We start from the raw sequence: 19824 nt of genomic DNA on the forward strand, positions 1-19824 counted from the left end.
TTCGAGTGCGGGCGAAGGTTTGATCGTCGACCACGCGCCTGCGGTTAATCTGAACTGTCAATTTTGAACGGACCTGCTGACTCTATGCGAATGCGCCTTATGCTGTTGGGCGGTGGGAATGCCCTGGGGCATGCGCTGATTCGCCTTGGAGCGGAAGAGGGCATCGGCTTCCTGGCTCCACGTCCACCGGACGCTGGTTGGGATGCGGCCAGCCTCACCGACCTGCTCGATGAAACCCGCCCCGATGCGCTGATCAACCTGGCGTACTACTTCGACTGGTTTCAGGCCGATGCCGTGAGTCAGGCGCGCCTGGACCAGCAAGAACTTGCGGTGGAGCGTCTGGCCGAGCGATGCCAGGAGCATCAGATCGTGCTGCTGCAGCCTTCCAGCTATCGTGTGTTCGATGGCTCGCGGGCCACTGCCTATAGCGAAAAGGACGAGCCGGTGCCTCTGGGCCTGCGCGGTCAGGCACTGTGGCGAATCGAGCAGAGCGTGCGTGCGGCCTGCCCGCGGCATGTGCTGTTGCGTTTCGGCTGGCTGCTGGACGACAGCGCCGACGGCGTGCTGGGCCGTTACCTTCGGCGTGCCGAGTTGCCGCAACCCTTGCCCCTGGCCGATGACCGACGCGGCAATCCGACCCCCGTGGACGATGCTGCACGGGTGATCCTCTCGGTGCTCAAGCAACTGGACTGTGAAGCGCCGCTGTGGGGCACCTACCACTACGCCGGCAACGAGGCGACCACCGCCCTGGCCCTGGGCCAGGCGATCATCAGCGAAGCCAAGACGCTGCATTCGCTGGCGATCGACGCGCCCACTGCGCAGGCCCACGCCGCGCGACCCGATGCAGGGGAAGAACCGCAACACGCGGTACTGGCCTGCAAGAAAATTTTGCACACTTTCGGTATCAAGCCGCGCGCCTGGCGTTCGGGGCTGCCGAGCCTTCTGGACAGATACTACCGACATGGCTGATACACCCATTCTGATCACCGGCGGCGCCGGTTTCATTGGCTCCCACCTGGTCGATGCGTTGCTGGCCGACGGTCACTCGGTGCGAGTGCTCGATGACTTGTCCACGGGCAAGCGCAGCAACCTGCCGATGGAAAACCCCAGGCTGGAACTGATCGAGGGCGATGTCGCCGACGCCGCGCTGATGACCCAGGTGGTGCGCGGCTGCAAGGCGGTGGTGCACCTGGCGGCGGTCGCTTCGGTGCAGGCCTCGGTGGACGATCCGGTGAAAACCCATCAGAGCAACTTCATCGGCACCTTGAACCTGTGCGAGGCCATGCGCCTGGCAGGGGTCAAGCGAGTGCTGTTCGCTTCCAGCGCGGCGGTGTATGGCAACAATGGCGAGGGCGAAGCGGTTGGCGAAGACACCACCAAGGCACCCTTGACGCCCTATGCCTCGGACAAGCTGGCCAGTGAGTACTACCTGGACTTCTACCGTCGCGAGCATGGGCTGGAGCCGGTGGTGTTTCGCTTCTTCAATATCTACGGGCCGCGGCAGGATCCTTCCTCGCCGTACTCGGGCGTCATCAGTATCTTCAGCGAGCGGGCGCAGCGCGGGCAACCGATCAGCCTGTTCGGCGATGGCGAGCAGACCCGCGATTTCTTCTATGTGGGCGATCTGGTGACCTTGCTGATGCAGGGGTTGCAGCAGCCGAATGTGCAGGCGGGGCCGGTGAACGTCGGGCTGAATCAGGCGACTTCATTGAACCAGTTGCTGGCGGGGCTGGGGGCGGTGCTGGGTGGTTTGCCGGCGGTGAGCCATGGGCCGACGCGGGGGGGCGATATCCGTCATTCGCGGGCCGACAATACCCGACTGCTGGAACGCTTCGAACTGGGTCCGGTGACGCCGCTGGAAGAAGGACTGCGGCGCCTGCTCGGCTTGTAGGCTTTTCACTTTCACGTGCCAGCCCACGCCCGCAACGGGCGAAGGGCGGGCGACGGCAAGCGCGTCTAGAACTTGTAGCCTACACCGACCATGTACACCCACGGGTCGACTTCCAGGTCGACCTTGGTGCGGCCTACGCCCAGCGCCGTAGGACCGTCGACGCTGGCCTTGGTGTCGATGTCGACGTACCAGACCGACGCGTTGACCATCATGTGCTCGCTGAGCATGTAGTCGAACCCCAACTGCCCGGCGAAACCCACTGAGTCCTGAATCTTCAGGTTGTTGAAGCCTTGCTGCTTGCGCGCGCCACTCAGGTCTTCGTCGTAGAACAGGGTGTAGTTGATGCCCACGCCCGCGTACGGCTGGAAGCGTGAGGTTGGTGCCAGTGGGTAGTATTGCAGGGACAGGGTGGGAGGCAGTTGCTTGACGTCGGCAAGTTTCCCGTCCAGCCCGGCGATGCCGGTGGCAGCGCTGACTCCGCGTACGCCCACGGTGTGCTGGAACGGCGTGGCTGCCAGCAGTTCGATGCCGACGTGGTCGGTGAGCATGTAGGCGAAGGCCAGGCCCAGTTGGGTATCGCTGTCCAGAGTGGCCTTGGTGCCCGCGACCTTGGCGCCGTCCAGCTTGAGCTGGCCGCTGTCTTCATTGGGCGCGGTGGTGGCGGCGCCGGCACGGATGATCAGATCGCCGGCCTGGTGTGCCTGGGCCAGGGGGGTTGCCAGCGCCATGGCAATCAGTGAGGCGCCGAGCAAGGACTTGTTCATGGGAGCTCCATTGGGCAATGCGAAGGAAATTCGCCCAATGGTAGTCAGTGCACCGGCTTGGTTTTTTGATCTGGCTCAATAAAAGAGCCAATGGCTCAGTCCGGCAGCTCGTAGGGGTAGATCTTCGCTGCAGCCATCTTGTAGCCGGCCTGCGCCAGCTCGCTGGTGCTGGCCTTGACCTGCATCGGCCCTTCGATCCAGTAAGGCTGGTAGAGCTCTTCGACCTTGACCCCGACGGCGCTGGTCACATGCACGATCTGGTTCGACGGCGGGGGTGGCACATGGATGCAGGCGCCGAAGTAGGGCACCAGCAGAAACTCGGTGGTCCGTCCCGACTCGTTGACCTCCAGCGGCACGATGTAGCCGGGGATGCGCAGTTGCTGACCGTCCAGTGCCTGGACCACCGGTGCGTCCGGCGCCTGCTGATGGGCGGCGGGGCCGGCTTCGGCCAGCGCGGTGCCCATCTGCGCCAGGTCGTGCATGGGTGTCATCTGCGGCACCAGCTTGGGCGCATCCGGCGGGATCAGTGCCTCCCAGCTGACTTCCTTGAGCTCGGCCGCGGACAGCGACAGGCTGGTCAGCAGCAACAGGGCCATTACCGCGCGCAACATAGGTTGAATCCTCACAGGTGGATCGACAGGCCGTCGGCCAGGGATTGCCGATAGGCGCGCCAGGCCGGTATCGCGCCCATGACCACGGCGGCTGCGAGGATGATGCCCAGCAACGACCACTCATAGGCACTGGGCAGGCTCAAGGGCAGGTACAGGCCGTAGTTGGACTGCACGTAGCCTTGGGCGCAGGCAATGCTCAGGTACAACAATGCCATGCCGGCCAGGATCCCGACCAGCGCCAGGGCGAAGGCTTCGAGAATCAGCAAACCGGCGATGTGCCAGGGTCGGGCGCCGACCGAGCGCAGAATGGCCATCTCGCGGCGGCGCTCGTTGAGGCTGGTGACGATCGCCGTGAGCATGCCGATCAGACCGGTGAGCACGACGAATACCGAAATGACGAACAAGGCCTGTTCCGCGGTGCCCATCAGGCTCCACAGCTCTTGCAGGGCGACGCCGGGAAGAATCGCCATCAGGGGTTCGCCGCGGAAGTCGTTGATGTCGCGTTGCAGGGCGAAGGTGGCGATCTTGCTGTTGAGGCCGACCATGAAGGCGGTGATGGCGCTGGGTGTCAGGTCCATGTTGCGCGCCTGGTCGGCGCTGATTCGTCCGGCGCCGCGGGCCGGTACGCCGTTTTTCCAGTCGATGTGGATGGCTTCCATGCCGCCCAGGCTGATGTGCAGCGTGCGATCGACGGGCGTGCCGGTGCGCGCCAGGATGCCGACGACGGTGAATGGTTTGTCGTCGTGCTTGACCAGACTGATGGCCGCCACGCCGTGGGCCAGCACCAGTTTGTCGCCGAGTTTGTAGTGCAAGGCGTCGGCTACCTCCGCGCCGAGCACGACTTCGAAAGGATCGGTCTGGAAGGCGCGGCCCTGGGCCAGTTGCAGGGACTGGTGACGGCCGTACCGGTAGTGCTCGAAATAACTCTGGTTGGTGCCCATGACCCGGTAGCCGCGGTGAGAGTCACCCAGCGAGATGGGGATGGCCCATTTGACCTGCGGGTTGCTGGCGTAATGCTCGAAGCTGTCCCAGCGGATGTTGTTGGTGGCGTTGCCGATGCGAAACACCGAGTAGAGCAGCAGATTCACCGAGCCGGAGCGGGCGCCGACGATCAGGTCGGTACCGCTGACGGTGCTGGCGAAGCTGGCGCGGGCCTCGTGGCGCACACGTTCCACAGCCAGCAGCAGGCACACCGACAGGGCAATGGCGAAGGCGGTCAGAAATGCGGTGAAGCGGCGGTTGGCCAGGCTGGCCAGGGCAAGACGAAGCAGGTACATCAAGACACCTCGGATGAGGCAGGGCGCGCTGCGCGATTGAGCTCGGCCAGGGATAGATGGCGGTCGAACAGGGGGGCCAGGCTTTGATCGTGACTGACGAACAGCAGGCTCGAGCCCGCTGCGCGGCATTCGGCGAACAGCAGTTGGATGAAGGCTTCGCGGGCATCGCTGTCCAGGGCCGAAGTCGGCTCGTCGGCGATCACCAGTTCGGGCTGGCCGATCAGCGCGCGTGCGGCGGCGACCCTTTGCTGCTGACCGATGGACAGGGTGTCGGCGCGACGCTGGAGCAGGTCCGGGTCGCGCAGTCCCAGATGGGCCAGCAGATGGGTAGCCGCCTGGGCAACACTGCCATGGCGCTGCCCGGCACGATCGGCGCGGCGTCGGGAGAAGCGGCAGGGCAGTTCCACGTTTTCGCGCACCGACAGGAACGGCAGCAGGTTGAATTGCTGGAAGATGTAGCCGGTGTGCTCGACGCGAAACCGATCACGGGCGGCGAAGCTCAGCTCGCCCAGGTTCTGGCCGAGCAGGTGGACGCTGCCGCGTTGCGGGGTGTGCACGCCACCGAGCAAGCCGAGCAGGGTGGTTTTGCCACTGCCGCTGGGGCCTTTGAGAAAGAGGGTTTCCCCACGCTCCAGGCGGAACGCGGGGATATCCAGCAACATCGCTTGGCCGGGCCAGGCAAAGCCCAGTTCGGCCAGCTCGATCAATGCATCGCTCATGGGTCAGAATTTCAGGCTGCTTTGCGTGGGAGTGAGGTCCGTGCCCTGTTGGCCGGACGGGCCGATCAGTTGTACCTGAATTTTCTGGGTGGCGGGGAAGGTGCTGAACAGGCGAGCCAGGTCCAGGTGGTCGAGGGCCTTCGGCGACGCGCAGGTGAAGTGGTAGTGGGCGTGAATCTCGCTGTGCTCGTGATGGTGCTCATCGCCTTGCTTGGCTTCGGTGGCGCTGTGCTCGTGATCTGGCTTGTCGCCGAACAGCGGGCTTTCCAGTTCCTGGTCGGTGACCTTGCAGCCAGCTGCGGGCGGGTAGGCTGAACAACGCCAGGGGTTGCTCCAGGGTCTTGCGGGCTGCGGCGACCTTGGCTTTGTCGGCATCGCTGCTGGCGGCGTGTTCGAAGCCCACCAGGTTCATGGCCGGGCTTTGCAGTTCCAGTTCCAGCGTCTGGCCATCCAGGGCAGCGTCGAGGCGGGCCACGCCATGTTCATGGGCGCCGAGGCTGCCGTGCTCGTGTTCATGCTCGTGATCGTGGCCCTCCTCGTGGGCGTGGGCGACGAGGGGCAGCAGGGCAAAGGGCAGGGCAAGCATGAGACGGCGCATAAGGGAATCTCGTCAGCGATATGGAAACGCAATGTTATAACAAATTTACATTTTGTGACCAAGCTTGGGGAAAGATTCATGTTCGCTTCAGGCAGCGGGCGCGGACGGTGTGATGTCGAAGGCGGGATTGCTTCACTGGCGGGGCGCTGCTACAACGAGGCCTCGTTATGAAAGGGCATTCGCATGATCAGAATCAAAGGCACCGTCGGCAATCTGCCGGTGGACCTGGCCATAGAAATGGACGCCCAGGATTGGGCTCACCTCACCGGCCCATTGGCGACGGCCGTCGAAGCTGCGCCGACGTCGGCAGCGACACCCGCGCCGGGCAAGGGCAAGGCGCAGGACGACGGCGCCTGGCGCAGCGTGCTGTTGCTGCTGGAGCAGGCGGGGCGTATCGAGGGGCCGGCGTTGCTGGATCAGGTCCAGGGGTTGGTGGGTGACGTGGCGGCCGGCAAGCGGATGCTGGTGCGCTTGCGCCATTGTCCGCAGGTGAAGGTGGAAGCCGGCGCGGATGCGCCGGTCTATTGCTGGATCGGCTAGCGGGAAGGACCGCTCGCCTGGCAGGCCCCTGCGCAACCCATCAGTACAAGGCGGCGAACAACTTGCGGCGGTAGGTGGTCACCAGTGGGTGATCGTTGCCGAGCAATTCGAACACTTGCAGCAAGGTCTTGTGCGGCAGCCCTTCGCTGTAGCTGCGATTGCGCATGAACAGCTGGAGCAAGCCATCGAGGGCGGCTTCGTAGTGCTGGCGCGACAGCTGCTGGATGCACAACTGGTACGCCGCTTCGTCGTCGCCCGCGTCGCGACCCAGGCGGGCCTTGAGATCGGCCACGTCGGGCAGGGTCTTCGCCTGGCGCAGGAACGTCAGCTGCGCCTTGGCACCGGCCAGCGCAGCCTTGTGCTCGTCGCCGCTGACGGCGTCGAGCACCTGCTGCGCTTCGTCCAGCTCGCCGCGTTCGGCCAGGCAGCGGGCGAACAGGATCAACGCCCCAGGGTTGGCATTGTCTTCGGCCAGCAGCCCCTTCAAGGTCTGCTCGGCTTCGCCGAAACGGCTCTCGCTGAACAGTGCCTGCGCCAGTTCCAGCGGATCGGCTGCTGGCGGTGGCGGCATCTGTACATGGGGTTCGAGCAGCGCGCGGATGGCCGATTCGGGCTGGGCGCCTGCGAAACCATCCACCGGCTGACCATCCTTGAACAGCACTACGGTAGGCAGGCTGCGAATGCCGAAGCGGCCGACGATGTCGGGTTCGGCGTCGCAGTCGACCTTGGCCAGAACCAATTCGCCGGCATAGCTTTCGGCGATCTGTTGCAGCAAGGGCATCAGCACCTTGCAGGGGGCGCACCACTCGGCCCAGAAATCCACCAGCACGGGCCGGTTAAAGGATTCCTCAATGACGGCCTGGTCGAAGCTGGCCGTAGTAACGTCGATGATGTACGGGGTTTCTTGACTCATGTGAATCTCGAGGATCAGCGGTTCGGTGGACTATAAGGGATTCGAATCAGGCCCACCACCGCCGCTCGGATGGCCAGGTGGCGGGCGCTGTCAGACCGTTTCAGGGGGCCTTGATCATCTCCAGGTTGCCCAGCAGTTGGGTGGTCGGCTGGCTGATCTGCACCGCAGGCAGGTGCAGGATCAGCTGCCCCGACTGGCTGGCGCGGGCGCGCAACTCGACCCGTGAGCCTGCCGGGAACGCTTCGGCAGCAAAGCGCAGTTGGAAGGGCAGTGGTTGCGCGGTGCCACGTTGCTTGGCGCTGGCCAGCAGCTTTTGCGGACGTCCCTTCGAGTCGATCACCAGCAAGGCCATTTCGACTTCGGCACCGGCAGGCACGCCGAGCAGGTTGCCGCTGAGCTGACGCTGGTAGGCAGGCAACGGGCCGAGTTCGACGGGGGCCTTGATGACCGGCGCAGGCGCGGTTGCGGGCGGTGTGGCGCTGGCCGCGGGCTTGGGCGCATCACTGCTGCAGGCGGCGAGCAGGCTGAAAAGGGCGAGCAGAACGAGCGACTTGGACGGCATTTCGAGATCCAACAAAAGTAGATCCGTCTGTATACCGCAAAGGCTCGGGCTTGTCTTGCCAGTGGGATGCGCTACCATGGCCCTCCCTTTTTTTGTTGCCTGCCACCATGCACTGTCCCTTCTGCGGTGCCAACGACACCAAGGTCATCGATTCACGCCTGGTCGCCGAGGGCGAGCAAGTTCGCCGGCGCCGTGAGTGCCTGGCCTGCGGTGAGCGTTTCACCACCTTCGAAACCGCCGAACTGGTACTGCCGCGGCTGATCAAGCAAGACGGCAGCCGCCAGCCCTTCGACGAAGAAAAACTGCGCGCCGGCATGCAGCGGGCCCTGGAAAAGCGCCCGGTCAGCGTCGAGCGTCTTGAAGCGGCGTTGGTGCACATCAAGCATCAGTTGCGCGCCACGGGCGAGCGTGAGGTCAAGTCGCTGGTCGTGGGCGAGTGGGTCATGACCGAGCTGCAGAAGCTCGATGAAGTGGCTTACATCCGCTTCGCTTCGGTCTACCGGCGCTTCCAGGATCTGGACGAATTTCGCGAGGAAATCGACCGTCTGGCCCGCGAACCCGCCAAGGAGTGATCAGCATGTCCGACCTGGCAGCCAACGACGCTCGGCATATGGCCCGTGCCCTGGAGCTGGCACGCAAGGGGGTGTATTCCACCCATCCCAACCCGCGCGTGGGTTGCGTGATCGTGCGAGACGGCGAAACGGTCGGCGAAGGCTGGCATGTCCAGGCCGGAGGCCCCCATGCCGAGGTGCATGCACTGCGCCAGGCCGGTGATCGTGCCCGCGGCGCCACGGCCTATGTGACCCTGGAGCCGTGCAGCCACCATGGACGTACACCGCCGTGCGCCGACGCCTTGGTTGCGGCGGGCGTGGCACGGGTAGTGGTGGCGATGCAGGACCCCAATCCGCAGGTGGCCGGGCAGGGCCTGGAGCGTTTGCGGCAAGCGGGCATCGCCGTCACCTGTCCGCTGCTCGCGACCGAAGCGCGTGCGCTGAACCCCGGTTTTCTCAAACGCATGGAGCACGGCCAGCCGTACATCCGGGTGAAACTGGCCATGAGCCTGGACGGGCGCACGGCCATGGCCAGCGGCGAGAGTCAATGGCTCACCGGGCCCGCTGCGCGCTCGGCGGTGCAGCGCCTGCGGGCGCAATCCAGTGCCGTGCTGACCGGCGCCGACAGTGTGATCGCCGACGGCGCCCGCATGACCGTACGCGCTGCCGAGCTGGGGCTGGATGCCGAGACCGTCGAACTGGCCACCCGCCGCACCCCGCTGCGCATCCTGATCGACGGCCGCCTGCGGGTGCCGCTGGATGCACCGTTCTTCCAGGCAGGGCCCGCGCTGGTGGTGACCTGCGCAGACGCGGCAGCGCATCCGCAATACGCCCAAGGCGGCCATGAGTTGCTGAGCTTGCGTGGTGACGACGGGCAGGTCGATCTGCCGAAGCTGTCCATCGAGCTGGCACGGCGAGGCATCAATGAAGTGCTGGTGGAAGCTGGGGCGAGTCTGGCCGGTGCCTTCGCGAAGCAGGGCCTGGTGGATGAATACCAGTTGTTCATCGCCGCCAAGTTCATGGGCTCCACGGCGCGACCGTTGCTCGACTGGCCGCTTGAGCGCATGAGCGAAGCGGCGCCTTTGCAGATCATCGAAATGACCGCGGTGGGCGACGACTGGCGGGTGATTGCCGTCCCGGCCCCGAACCTCGCGCCACAGCCCGCTACGGCGCCGACAAAGCGCGTATAATTTTCGGCTTGCGCCTGGCGCCAGCCCAGTTCTGGAGGAGAACTCATGTTCACCGGTATCATCGAATCCATCGGCAGCATCCGTGCGTTGACCCCCAAGGGCGGTGACGTGCGCGTCCACGTGGACACCGGCAAGCTCGACCTGGGTGACGTCAAGCTGGGCGACAGCATCGCCATCAATGGCGTCTGCCTCACGGCCGTCGAACTGCCAGGCCATGGTTTCGTCGCCGACGTCAGCCGCGAAACCCTGGACTGCACCGCCTTCCACCAGCTCAAGAACGGCAGCCGGGTCAACCTTGAAAAGGCCCTGACCCCCACCACGCGTCTGGGTGGGCACCTGGTCAGCGGCCATGTCGACGGTGTCGGCGAGGTGGTTTCACGCCAGGAAAATGCCCGGGCCGTGGAATTCCGCATCCGCGCGCCCAAGGAACTGGCCAAGTACATCGCCCACAAGGGTTCGATCACCGTCGACGGCACCAGCCTGACCGTGAACGCCGTGGACGGTGCCGAGTTCGAGTTGACGATCATCCCGCACACGCTGAGCGAAACCATCATGGACGACTACCGTCCCGGTCGCCTGGTCAACCTCGAGGTCGATCTGCTGGCGCGCTACCTGGAGCGACTGCTGCTGGGCGACAAGGCCAGCGAGTCGAGTCATGGCGGGATCAGCGAAAGCTTTCTGGCCGCCAACGGCTACCTGAAATCCTGAACAGTCTGCTGTTCTGAACACAAGGGGGTGCCGCGTGGCGCTCAACACGATCGAGGAACTGGTGGAAGACATCCGCCAGGGCAAGATGGTCATCCTGATGGATGACGAAGACCGCGAAAACGAAGGCGACCTGATCATGGCCGCCGAATGCTGCAAGGCCGAGCACATCAACTTCATGGCCCGCCATGCGCGCGGCCTGATCTGCATGCCGATGACCCGCGAGCGCTGCGAGACGCTCAAGCTGCCGCTGATGGCACCGCGCAATGGGTCGGGCTTTGGTACCAAGTTCACCGTGTCCATCGAAGCAGCCACCGGCGTCACCACGGGCATCTCTGCCGCCGACCGCGCACGCACGGTTCAAGCTGCGGCCGCTCGCGAGGCCCGCGCCGAAGACATCGTCAGCCCCGGGCACATCTTTCCGCTGATGGCGCAGGCGGGGGGCACCCTGGCCCGCGCCGGTCATACCGAAGCGGCCTGCGACCTGGCGCGCATGGCGGGCTTCGAGCCGGCCGGGGTGATCTGCGAGGTGATGAACGACGATGGCACCATGTCGCGTCGCGCCGAACTGGAAGTGTTTGCCGCCGAGCATGACATCAAGATCGGCACCATTGCCGATCTGATCCATTACCGGATGATCCATGAACGTACCGTTCAGCGGATTGCCGAGCAGCCGCTGGACAGTGAGCTGGGCCAGTTCAACCTGGTGACCTACCGCGATTCGGTGGAAGGCGACGTGCACATGGCGCTGACCCTGGGCACCGTGTTGCCGGACCAGCCGACCCTGGTGCGGGTGCACAACATGGATCCGTTGCGCGACCTGCTGATGGTCAAGCAGCCCGGCCGCTGGAGCCTGCGGGCCGCGATGAGCGCGGTGGCCGAGGCTGGCAGCGGCGTGGTGCTGCTGCTCGGTCATCAGCAGGACGGTGATGTGTTGCTGGCACACCTGCGCGAAAGCGCCGGGCAGGCCACGGCAAAAACACCGACCACCTACAGCATCGTCGGCGCCGGTTCACAGATCCTGCGGGACCTGGGTGTGCGCAAGATGCGCCTGCTCAGTTCGCCGATGAAGTTCAATGCGATATCCGGATTCGATCTGGAAGTTGTAGAATACGTGCCCTCCGAATAAAGACTGGCTGCAAGGTTCGCCGCAGTGCCGCCCAGATGGCGGTGTGCTCGAACCGCAGCGTCGATATTCGTGATCCATTATCCGCAAAGGCCGCCTGCAGGCGGCCTGGCTCTTTAAGATGAGACAGACCCGAATGACCCTGAAGACCATCGAAGGTACCTTCATCGCCCCCAAAGGTCGTTACGCCCTGGTGGTTGGCCGCTTCAACAGCTTCGTCGTCGAAAGCCTGGTGAGCGGTGCCATCGATGCCCTGGTTCGCCACGGCGTCAGCGAAAGCGACATCACCATCATTCGCGCCCCTGGCGCGTTCGAGATTCCGCTGGTCGCACAGAAAGTTGCCCAGCAAAGCGAATACGCCGCGATCATCGCCCTGGGCGCCGTCATTCGGGGCGGTACGCCGCACTTCGAATACGTCGCCGGTGAATGCACCAAGGGCCTGTCCCAGGTGTCGATGGAGTTCGGCGTGCCGGTCGCCTTCGGCGTACTGACCGTGGACACCATCGAGCAGGCCATCGAGCGTTCCGGCACCAAAGCCGGCAACAAGGGCGCCGAAGCTGCGCTGTCGGCCCTGGAAATGGTCAGCCTGCTGGCGCAGTTGGAGGCCAAGTGATCAACGACGAAAGCGATCGCTTCAATCCGCGCGATCCCAAGCCTGCAGACGCCGGCAAGCCTTCGCGCAGCGCCAAGCGTCGCGAAGCCCGCCAGTTGGCGACCCAGGCCCTGTACCAGTGGCACATGGCCAAGCACTCGTTGAACGAGATCGAAGCGCAGTTTCGCGTCGATAACGACTTCAGCGACATAGATGGCGCGTACTTCCGCGAAATCCTGCACGGTGTGCCGGCCAGCCGCGATGAAATCGACAGCGCGCTGGCGCCCTGCCTGGACATTACCATTGAAGAGCTCGATCCGGTCGAGCTCGCCGTGCTGCGCCTGTCCACCTGGGAACTGCTCAAGCGTGTCGACGTGCCGTACCGCGTGGTCATCAACGAAGGCATCGAGCTGGCCAAGGTGTTCGGTTCCACCGACGGCCACAAGTTCGTCAACGGCGTGCTCGACAAGCTGGCGCCGAGCCTGCGTGGCCCGGAAGTAGCAGCGCACAAGCGCTGATCGCGGACATGCAGCCCATGGGCGAATTCGAGCTGATCCGACACTATTTCGCCGCGGCGTCCTGTGCGCGGGCCGGCGAGGGTGTCGCCTTGGGCATCGGCGACGACTGCGCCTTGCTGGCACTGGCGCCGGGTGAGCAGATGGCGGTTTCCACCGACACCTTGGTGGCGGGCGTGCATTTTCCCGACGGTGCCGATCCTTTCCTGCTGGGCCAGCGCGCCCTGGCCGTTGCGGCCAGCGACCTGGCCGCCATGGGCGCCAGCCCCCTGGGCTTTACCCTGGCCCTGACCTTGCCCAGCGTTTCGGCGCAATGGCTGGAAGAGTTCGCCAGCGGCCTGGATGCCATGGCCGAACGCTGCGCCCTGCGCCTGGTCGGCGGCGACACGACCCGTGGCCCGCTGAGTTTGACCCTGACGGTCTTCGGCAGCATTCCTCAAGGCCAGGCCCTGACCCGCAGCGGCGCCCGACCGGGAGATCTGCTCTGCGTGGGTGGCAGGTTGGGCAACGCCGCAGGCGCCCTGCCATTGGTGCTGGACCAATGTCGCGCCGAGCCGGAGGTGGCCGGTCCTCTGCTGGCCCACTATTGGTCGCCGCTACCGCAATTCGCCTTGGGCCGGGCGTTGCGCGGCAGGGCCAGCGCGGCGCTGGACATCTCCGATGGCCTGCTGGCCGACTGTGGCCACATCGCCAGGGCGTCGAAAGTCGCCCTGCTGGTGGAACGCGAGCGGCTGCCGGTGTCCAATGCCCTGCAGGCGCTGCTTGGACTGGAAGGGGCCTGGTCGGCAGCCCTGAGTGGCGGTGACGACTATGTACTGGCGTTCACCCTGCCTCCTGAAGAAGAAGCCACCCTGCGCGCGCAGGGCGAGGTGTTTTTCGTCATCGGCCAAGCGAGTGTTGGCGAAGGCGTCACGCTGGTCGATCATCACGGCCAGGACATCACCCCGACCATCCGGGGCTACCAACATTTTGCGGAGACACCGTGACAGACCATCCCAACCAGGTTCCAGCGGAGTTCGTGCCCCCTTCGGTGTGGCGTAATCCATGGCATTTCCTGGCCTTCGGTTTCGGCTCCGGAACCTTGCCCAAGGCGCCGGGCACCTGGGGATCGATGGTCGCCGTGCCGTTCATTCCGTTGTGGCAGATGCTCCCCGATTGGGGCTACTGGCTGATGCTGGGCGTGAGCATGCTGTTCGGCATCTGGCTGTGCGGCAAGGTCGCCGACGATTTGCGTGTGCACGACCATGAAGGCATCGTCTGGGACGAGATGGTGGGCATGTGGATCACCCTGTGGCTGGTGCCCGAAGGCTGGGTGTGGTTGCTGGTGGGGTTTCTGGTGTTCCGCTTTTTCGACATTCTCAAGCCGTGGCCGATTCGCTGGATAGACCGGCATGTGCATGGAGGTGTGGGTATCATGTTCGACGATGTGCTGGCCGGGGTATTCGCCTGGTTGGCCATGCAGTTGCTGGTGTGGGGTTGGAGCTTCGTGTGAGCCGGCCTCGGGTGGATCGGCTGTGAGGGCGCAACGGATGGGTCGGTGGCGATGGTTGCTGGGAGCGGCGGTGCTGATGTGCGGGGCGGCCATTGCAGGGGTATTGCCGCAGCCGGCCCGCATCGATCTGGTCAGTGAGGCATGGGAGGACTACACCGACGCCGATGGCAAGGGCCTTGCCTGGGACGTGTTGCGTGAAGTGTTCCAGCCGGCGGGTATCACCGTGGTCATCCACACCGCGCCTTACATCCGCTCGGTGGGGTTGGTGCAGCAGGGCCAGGCCGATGCCTGGGTCGGTTCGTACCAGAACGAAACGCAGGCCCTGTACCCGCGTTGGCATTACGACACCGATCACATCTACGCCCTGAGCCTGGTCGACAGGCCCCAAGTCGATTTCACCAGTCTGGGTGGCTATCGCCTGGCCTGGGTACGGGGCTATCAGTTTCAGAAATACCTGCCGAACGTGAAAATCTACAACGAGGTTCAGCGCCGCAACGGCATCCTGCCCATGCTCGAACACGACCGTGCCGACTATTACGTCGATGCCCTGACCGAAATCGAAGTCATCCTGCGCGAGGCGGCCGATCCCGCTCGTTTCAAGCGCGTACACGTGGCCGAGCTGCCGTTGTACCTGGGCTTCAACGACAGCGCGCGCGGGCGGGCGTTGCTGGCCATCTATGACCAGCGCATGGAGCAGTTGGTCCAAGGCGGACAGCTGCGCGGGATCTACCAGCGCTGGGGCCAACCTTATCCATTCGATGCCCCCCAGCCAGCGCCTTGACCGGCATGTGTAAAGCGCGCCACGATCATCCGCTGAGCAGGCCCGCAGAGCTGCTGTTACAATACTGCCCTTGTCAAGTTCATCAAGAATCAGGAGCACCCGGTGCCCGTCGTTTTTGTCGCTGCTTCTCAGCTTCCCACGCCTTTCGCTTTGTTCACCATGCATGGTTTTCTCGATGAGGCCACAGGCCGCGAGCATGTCGTGCTCAGCCTGGGCGATGTGGCTGACGGTGCGCCCGTGTTGGGACGCCTGCATTCGGAATGTCTGACGGGGGATGCGCTGTTCAGCCAGCGCTGTGACTGCGGATCGCAGCTCGAGGCCGCGTTGCAGGCCATTGCCCGGGAAGGCCGTGGCGTATTGCTGTACCTGCGTCAGGAAGGCCGGGGTATCGGTTTGCTGAACAAGATCCGCGCCTATGAGCTGCAGGACGGCGGTGCCGATACGGTCGAGGCCAACGAGCGCCTGGGCTTCGCTGCCGATCAACGCGACTACGGCATGTGCGAACCGATGCTCGAACACCTGGGGGTCAAAGCCTTGCGCTTGATGACCAACAACCCGCGCAAGGTCAAGGCATTGACCGACATGGGCATCAACGTTGCCGAGCGAGTGCCGCTGCACACCGGGCACAACCCGCACAACAAATACTACCTGGCGACCAAGGCCGGCAAGCTTGGCCACATGATGGGCAGCGAGCATCAGGGCGAAGTCGTCGGCACGATCCGCAAGGGTAGCGAAGGGCTTTAGTGTGCAATGCCGGGCCGACGACGTCGGCCCAGCATCGCGACGTCGTCAGCGCTGCAGCAGGCGCTGGCGTAGGGTGATGGCGGCTTCGATGCCGGCGGCATCCAGGCCGCACTCGGCCAGCATCTGCGCCGGCTTTGCGTGTTCCACGTAGGTGTCCGGCAAGCCCAGGTGCAGCACCGGCTTGAGCACGCTTTCGCGGGCCAGGAACTCGCTGACCGCCGAACCGGCACCGCCCATGATGGCGTTTTCTTCCAGCGTGACCAGCAGATCGTGACTCTCAGCCAGTTCGCGCACCAGTTGCTCGTCCAGCGGTTTGACGAAGCGCATGTCGGCGACGGTGGCATCCAGCTTCTGCGCCACCTTCAGTGCTTCGGCCAGTTGCACGCCGAACACCAGAATGGCAACGCCACGACCTTGCCGACGGACCACGCCCTTGCCGATCTCGATGCTGTCCAGACCTTGGTGGATCGCCGCGCCCGGACCGTTGCCGCGTGGGTAGCGCACGGCTGCCGGACCTGGGTAGTGGTGACCGGTGCTGAGCATCAGGCGCAGCTCGTTTTCGTCGCTGGGCGTCATCACCAGCATGCCGGGGATGCAGCGCAGGTACGACAGGTCGTAGCTGCCGGCGTGGGTCGGGCCGTCTTCGCCCACCAGGCCGGCTCGGTCGATGGCGAACAGGACATCGAGGTTCTGCACCGCCACGTCGTGGATCAGTTGATCGTAACCGCGTTGCAGGAACGTGGAATAGATCGCGACTACCGGCTTGGTGCCTTCACAGGCCATGCCGGCAGCGAGGGTCACCGCATGCTGCTCGGCAATGGCCACGTCGAAATACCGTTCGGGGAAGCGCTCGCTGAACGCCACCAGGTCCGAACCTTCTTTCATGGCCGGGGTGATGCCGACCAAGCGAGGATCGGCTTCCGCCATGTCGCACAGCCATTGCCCGAATACGCCCGAGTATTTCGGCCCGCTGGCCTTGGCGGGAGCGGCGACCGGCGCGTCGAGCGGGTCGAGCTTGGTGATGGCGTGGTAGCCGATCGGGTCGACCTCGGCCGGGGCGAACCCCTTGCCCTTCTTGGTGACCACGTGCAGGAACTGCGGACCCTTGAGGTCGCGCATGTTGCGCAGGGTGGCGACGAGGGTCGGCAGGTCATGGCCGTCGATCGGGCCGATGTAGTTCCAGCCCAGTTCTTCGAACAGGGTCCCGGGAACCAGCATGCCCTTGGCGTATTCCTCGGTGCGACGGGCGATTTCCCAGGCGCCGGGCAGGCGCGACAGGACCTTCTTGCTGCCCTCGCGCATGCTGGTGTAGGTGCGGCTGGAGAGAATCTTGGCCAGATAGTTGGACAGGCCACCGACATTGCGCGAGATCGACATGTCGTTGTCGTTGAGGATCACCAGCATGTCGGCGTTGACTTCCGGCGCATGGTTGAGCGCTTCGAAGGCCATGCCTGCGGTCAGGGCGCCATCGCCGATCACGGCAATGGCCTTGCGCCCGCTGTTCTGCAGGCGTGCGCCGATGGCCATGCCCAGCGCGGCGCTGATGGACGTGCTGGAATGGCCGACGCCGAAGGTGTCGTATTCGCTTTCGCTGCGTCGCGGAAAGGCGGCGATGCCGTCCTTCTGGCGCAGGCTGGCCATGCGTTCGCGGCGACCGGTGAGGATCTTGTGCGGGTAGGCCTGGTGGCCGACGTCCCAGACCAGACGATCGTCGGGCGTGTCGAAGACGTAGTGCAGGGCGATGGTCAGCTCGATGACGCCCAGGCCGGCACCGAAATGCCCGCCGGTCTGACCGACCGTGTAGAGCAGCTCCTGGCGCAGTTCGTCGGCCAGTGTTTCGAGCTCGGCTTCGCCCAGACGGCGCAGGCCGGCAGGAGTGTCAGCACGGTCGAGCAGAGGCGTCGCCGGGCGTTCGCGGGGGATGTCTTGAAACGTCGTGGGCATCAGGCGAATCGTTATGAGTTTTAAGAATGGAGCAGTTTACCTGATGCGGCGGCGGCTGCGCACGCGCTCGTCAGTTGCGTCGCGTCACAATGTAGCGTGCCAGCCCGCGCAGCGGCTCGGCCGCGGCATCGAAAGGCTGCAACGCAAGCAAGGCTTGGTCGCGCAGATCCAGGGCGTAGGCCTTGGCGGCTTCCAGACCGAGCAGGGCCGGGTAGGTCGGTTTGTTCAAGGCGATGTCGGCACCTTGGCGCTTGCCCAGGGTGGCGGTATCGCTTTCGACGTCGAGGATGTCGTCCTGCACCTGAAAGGCCAGTCCTACCGCTTGGGCATAGGCTTGCAGCGCTTGAAGTTGCGCTGGCTCGGCGCGGGCGCTGGCCAGCGCGCCGAGGCGTACGCTAGCCTCGATCAAGGCGCCGGTCTTGTGCCGATGCATGAATTCCAGGGCGTGCCGATCAAGCTGCAGACCCACCGAGCCGAGGTCGATGGCCTGGCCGCCGACCATGCCGGCCGGGCCTGCGGCTTGGGCCAGCACCTGGACCATGCTCAGCCGGATGGTATCGCTTTGCGGGCTCAGGCTCGGGTCGAGCAGGGCAGTGAAAGCCAGGCTCTGCAGGCCATCACCGGCGAGGATCGCGCAGGCTTCGTCGAACGCCTTGTGAGTGGTCGGCTGGCCACGGCGCAGGTCGTCGTCGTCCATGGCCGGCAGGTCGTCGTGCACCAGCGAGTAGGCGTGGATCAGTTCGACCGCACAGGCCGCGCCATTGGCCTGGCTTGCGTCGCCACCCAAGGCTTCGCAGGCGGCATAGGCCAGCAGCGGACGGACCCGCTTGCCACCGTTCATGACGCTGTAGCGCATGGCCTGGTAAAGCCGTGTCAGCTCCGTCGACGGAGGGATGAACAGACCTTGCAGCGCGCCATCCACGCGTTGTTGGCAGAGAGCCTGGTAGGCAGCGATCATTCAGGCTGTTCCGTGTCGAAAGGTTCTTCGGTGAGCTCGCCGTCCTTTTCCAGCAGGACCTGGACTTTCTGCTCGGCCTGGGCGAGCGCGCTCTGGCAGTCGCGGGTGAGGCGGATGCCGTTCTCGAAAGCGCTGAGCGAGTCTTCCAGCGAAAGCTCGCCGTTCTCCAGGCGTTCGACCAGCGTCTGCAGGTCGGCAAGGGATTGTTCGAAATCCAGGGAGGCTTTTTTGCGGGCCATGGCAGCGGTCTCGGCGAGAAGGATTGAAACCGGGCGACGTTAGCAGACGGGCGGCTGCGGGGCAAATGGGAGCGCCGTGGCTACTGTGCCGGGCCGTGCTCCTTGCCGACATGCATCACGGCGCGATAGTGCACGCGTCCTTTTCGCAACTGCCGTATGGCCTGGTTGACGTCTTCCAGTGGCCAGGACTGCACCCAGGGCCGCACCCCGCGCGCTGCGGCGAAGTCCAGGGTGTCCAGGATGTCCCGTCGTCCGCCGACATTGGCGGTGGTGATGCTCAAGGTCTTGTACATCATGGAGGCGATATCGAAGGTCACCGGTGGTGGCATGCCGGCGAAACACAGCGTTCCGCAGGGCCGCAGCATGTCGATGATGGTTGGCCAGTCGCAGGCGACCGAACTGGTCACCAGGATGTAGTCCAGGGCGTTGCGCACTCGCTTGCACTCCACGGGTTCGCTGAGGTCGACGAAGCGTTTGGCGCCCAGGGTCAGGGCATCGCGTTCCTTGTGCGGGCTGCTCGACAGCGCCGTGACGTGACAGCCGCGCTTGGCCGCGAACTGGACGGCGAGGTGGCCCAGGCCACCGATACCGACGATGCCGACCACCATGTTGGGCTCGGTGGCGCGCTTGAGCGCCGTGTGCACGGTGACGCCGGCGCACAGCAGAGGTGCGGCGTGCTCGCTGCTCAGCGCGCTGGGAATGGGGAAGACGAAGCGGCTGTCGCAGTGCATGTAGTCGGCCAGCCCGCCGTGTTCACCATGGGTACAGGTGGCGATCAGGCAAGGGCAGTGCTGCTCTTGGCCACGCAGGCAGAACTCACAGGCCAGGCAGGCGCTGCGGTACCAACCGACGCCGACCCGTTGGCCCAGGCGCAGACCGGCGACGTTTTCACCCACTGCACTGATGCGACCGATCACTTCATGGCCGCACACCTGTGGGTAGACGCTGGCATCACCCCAGTGGCCATCGATCAGGTGCAGGTCGCTGCTGCACAGACCGCAATGCGTGACCTGGATTTCCACGTCCATCGGCCTCAGGGGCGGGCTGCGGTAGCTGAGCGTCATCAGTTCGCGCTTGCGCTGAGCGGCGGCCCAGGCGGTGACCATGCGCCC

At 64.8% G+C, this 19824-nt stretch carries 23 protein-coding genes and 1 pseudogene; 13 read left to right on the top strand and 11 right to left on the bottom strand.

The window, feature by feature from the left end; all coding sequences use genetic code 11:
• Positions 1-84: 84 nt before the first annotated feature.
• Positions 85-969: a sugar nucleotide-binding protein gene (locus tag ABMD26_RS14145; RefSeq protein ID WP_049860789.1), complete on the top strand. Its 885-nt coding sequence runs from the start codon at positions 85-87 to the stop codon at positions 967-969.
• A complete protein-coding gene (locus ABMD26_RS14150; protein WP_354310326.1) occupies positions 962-1891 on the top strand; it encodes an NAD-dependent epimerase/dehydratase family protein in 930 nt (309 codons plus the stop codon). The genes ABMD26_RS14145 and ABMD26_RS14150 overlap by 8 nt, the downstream gene beginning before the upstream one ends.
• Positions 1892-1956: 65 nt before the next feature.
• Here the strand turns inward: ABMD26_RS14150 and ABMD26_RS14155 are convergent, their stop codons facing one another.
• The 5 genes and pseudogenes from ABMD26_RS14155 to ABMD26_RS14175 all read right to left on the bottom strand — a co-directional run bounded on the left by ABMD26_RS14155 (position 1957) and on the right by ABMD26_RS14175 (position 5860).
• Positions 1957-2655, bottom strand: coding sequence for an OmpW/AlkL family protein (locus tag ABMD26_RS14155; RefSeq protein ID WP_122742706.1), 699 nt, complete (start codon positions 2653-2655; stop codon positions 1957-1959).
• Positions 2656-2750: 95 nt separating this feature from the next.
• On the bottom strand, positions 2751-3266 hold the full coding sequence (locus tag ABMD26_RS14160; RefSeq protein ID WP_354310329.1) for a DUF3299 domain-containing protein: 516 nt from the start codon (positions 3264-3266) through the stop codon (positions 2751-2753).
• An 11-nt stretch (positions 3267-3277) separates the two neighbouring features.
• Positions 3278-4543, bottom strand: a complete 1266-nt coding sequence (locus ABMD26_RS14165; protein WP_354310331.1) for an ABC transporter permease — start codon at positions 4541-4543, stop codon at positions 3278-3280.
• Positions 4543-5262 carry an ABC transporter ATP-binding protein gene (locus ABMD26_RS14170; protein WP_354310333.1) on the bottom strand — a complete coding sequence of 240 codons (720 nt, stop codon included), beginning with the start codon at positions 5260-5262 and terminating at the stop codon, positions 4543-4545. The genes ABMD26_RS14165 and ABMD26_RS14170 overlap by 1 nt, the downstream gene beginning before the upstream one ends.
• A 3-nt stretch (positions 5263-5265) precedes the next feature.
• Positions 5266-5860 (bottom strand): annotated as a pseudogene (locus ABMD26_RS14175) (DUF2796 domain-containing protein).
• A 183-nt stretch (positions 5861-6043) separates the two neighbouring features.
• On the opposite strand from ABMD26_RS14175, the gene ABMD26_RS14180 reads away from it, so the two are divergent.
• On the top strand, positions 6044-6400 hold the full coding sequence (locus tag ABMD26_RS14180; RefSeq protein ID WP_134723825.1) for a hypothetical protein: 357 nt from the start codon (positions 6044-6046) through the stop codon (positions 6398-6400).
• A 40-nt stretch (positions 6401-6440) separates the two neighbouring features.
• Here the strand turns inward: ABMD26_RS14180 and trxA are convergent, their stop codons facing one another.
• Both trxA and ABMD26_RS14190 read right to left on the bottom strand, forming a co-directional pair.
• Complete coding sequence (trxA, locus tag ABMD26_RS14185) at positions 6441-7313, bottom strand: thioredoxin (protein WP_134723824.1); 873 nt, start codon at positions 7311-7313, stop codon at positions 6441-6443.
• 100 nt (positions 7314-7413) lie between these two features.
• Positions 7414-7875, bottom strand: coding sequence for a YbaY family lipoprotein (locus ABMD26_RS14190; protein ID WP_134723852.1), 462 nt, complete (start codon positions 7873-7875; stop codon positions 7414-7416).
• Positions 7876-7982: 107 nt separating this feature from the next.
• Here ABMD26_RS14190 and nrdR point away from each other — a divergent pair, with 107 nt between their 5' ends.
• The 10 genes from nrdR to ribA all read left to right on the top strand — a co-directional run bounded on the left by nrdR (position 7983) and on the right by ribA (position 15571).
• Positions 7983-8447 carry a transcriptional regulator NrdR gene (nrdR, locus tag ABMD26_RS14195; protein WP_161804299.1) on the top strand — a complete coding sequence of 155 codons (465 nt, stop codon included), beginning with the start codon at positions 7983-7985 and terminating at the stop codon, positions 8445-8447.
• 5 nt (positions 8448-8452) lie between these two features.
• Positions 8453-9616 (top strand): bifunctional diaminohydroxyphosphoribosylaminopyrimidine deaminase/5-amino-6-(5-phosphoribosylamino)uracil reductase RibD, encoded by a 1164-nt coding sequence (gene ribD / locus ABMD26_RS14200; RefSeq protein ID WP_134723823.1) that lies wholly within the window; start codon positions 8453-8455, stop codon positions 9614-9616.
• Between the two features lie 45 nt (positions 9617-9661).
• Complete coding sequence (locus ABMD26_RS14205) at positions 9662-10324, top strand: riboflavin synthase (RefSeq protein ID WP_049860799.1); 663 nt, start codon at positions 9662-9664, stop codon at positions 10322-10324.
• 34 nt (positions 10325-10358) lie between these two features.
• Positions 10359-11450, top strand: coding sequence for a bifunctional 3,4-dihydroxy-2-butanone-4-phosphate synthase/GTP cyclohydrolase II (gene ribBA, locus ABMD26_RS14210; protein WP_122742699.1), 1092 nt, complete (start codon positions 10359-10361; stop codon positions 11448-11450).
• Positions 11451-11583: 133 nt separating this feature from the next.
• Positions 11584-12060 (top strand): 6,7-dimethyl-8-ribityllumazine synthase, encoded by a 477-nt coding sequence (ribH, locus tag ABMD26_RS14215; RefSeq protein ID WP_049860801.1) that lies wholly within the window; start codon positions 11584-11586, stop codon positions 12058-12060.
• Positions 12057-12557, top strand: coding sequence for a transcription antitermination factor NusB (gene nusB / locus ABMD26_RS14220; protein ID WP_049860802.1), 501 nt, complete (start codon positions 12057-12059; stop codon positions 12555-12557). The genes ribH and nusB overlap by 4 nt, the downstream gene beginning before the upstream one ends.
• Before the next feature lie 17 nt (positions 12558-12574).
• On the top strand, positions 12575-13540 hold the full coding sequence (gene thiL / locus ABMD26_RS14225) for a thiamine-phosphate kinase (protein ID WP_122742730.1): 966 nt from the start codon (positions 12575-12577) through the stop codon (positions 13538-13540).
• On the top strand, positions 13537-14046 hold the full coding sequence (locus ABMD26_RS14230) for a phosphatidylglycerophosphatase A family protein (protein ID WP_049860803.1): 510 nt from the start codon (positions 13537-13539) through the stop codon (positions 14044-14046). Before thiL ends, ABMD26_RS14230 begins: the two co-directional genes overlap by 4 nt.
• 37 nt (positions 14047-14083) lie before the next feature.
• On the top strand, positions 14084-14827 hold the full coding sequence (locus ABMD26_RS14235; protein WP_122742697.1) for a substrate-binding periplasmic protein: 744 nt from the start codon (positions 14084-14086) through the stop codon (positions 14825-14827).
• 102 nt (positions 14828-14929) lie between these two features.
• Positions 14930-15571, top strand: coding sequence for a GTP cyclohydrolase II (gene ribA / locus ABMD26_RS14240; protein ID WP_134723822.1), 642 nt, complete (start codon positions 14930-14932; stop codon positions 15569-15571).
• Between the two features lie 45 nt (positions 15572-15616).
• On the opposite strand, the gene dxs is transcribed toward ribA, so the two are convergent.
• From dxs to ABMD26_RS14260, 4 genes are all read right to left on the bottom strand, one after another.
• Positions 15617-17515: a 1-deoxy-D-xylulose-5-phosphate synthase gene (gene dxs / locus ABMD26_RS14245; protein ID WP_354310340.1), complete on the bottom strand. Its 1899-nt coding sequence runs from the start codon at positions 17513-17515 to the stop codon at positions 15617-15619.
• Between the two features lie 70 nt (positions 17516-17585).
• The gene (gene ispA / locus ABMD26_RS14250; protein WP_134723820.1) at positions 17586-18473 is read right to left on the bottom strand and encodes a (2E,6E)-farnesyl diphosphate synthase; all 888 of its coding nucleotides are present in this window, start codon (positions 18471-18473) and stop codon (positions 17586-17588) included.
• A complete protein-coding gene (locus ABMD26_RS14255; protein WP_090360636.1) occupies positions 18470-18712 on the bottom strand; it encodes an exodeoxyribonuclease VII small subunit in 243 nt (80 codons plus the stop codon). The genes ispA and ABMD26_RS14255 overlap by 4 nt, the downstream gene beginning before the upstream one ends.
• 80 nt (positions 18713-18792) lie before the next feature.
• Positions 18793-19818: an NAD(P)-dependent alcohol dehydrogenase gene (locus ABMD26_RS14260; protein WP_167649373.1), complete on the bottom strand. Its 1026-nt coding sequence runs from the start codon at positions 19816-19818 to the stop codon at positions 18793-18795.
• Between the last annotated feature and the right edge of the window lie 6 nt (positions 19819-19824).

Origin of the sequence: Pseudomonas sp. PvP001 (assembly GCF_040546375.1) — a bacterium.
Classification (GTDB): Bacteria; Pseudomonadota; Gammaproteobacteria; order Pseudomonadales; family Pseudomonadaceae; genus Aquipseudomonas; species Aquipseudomonas coleopterorum.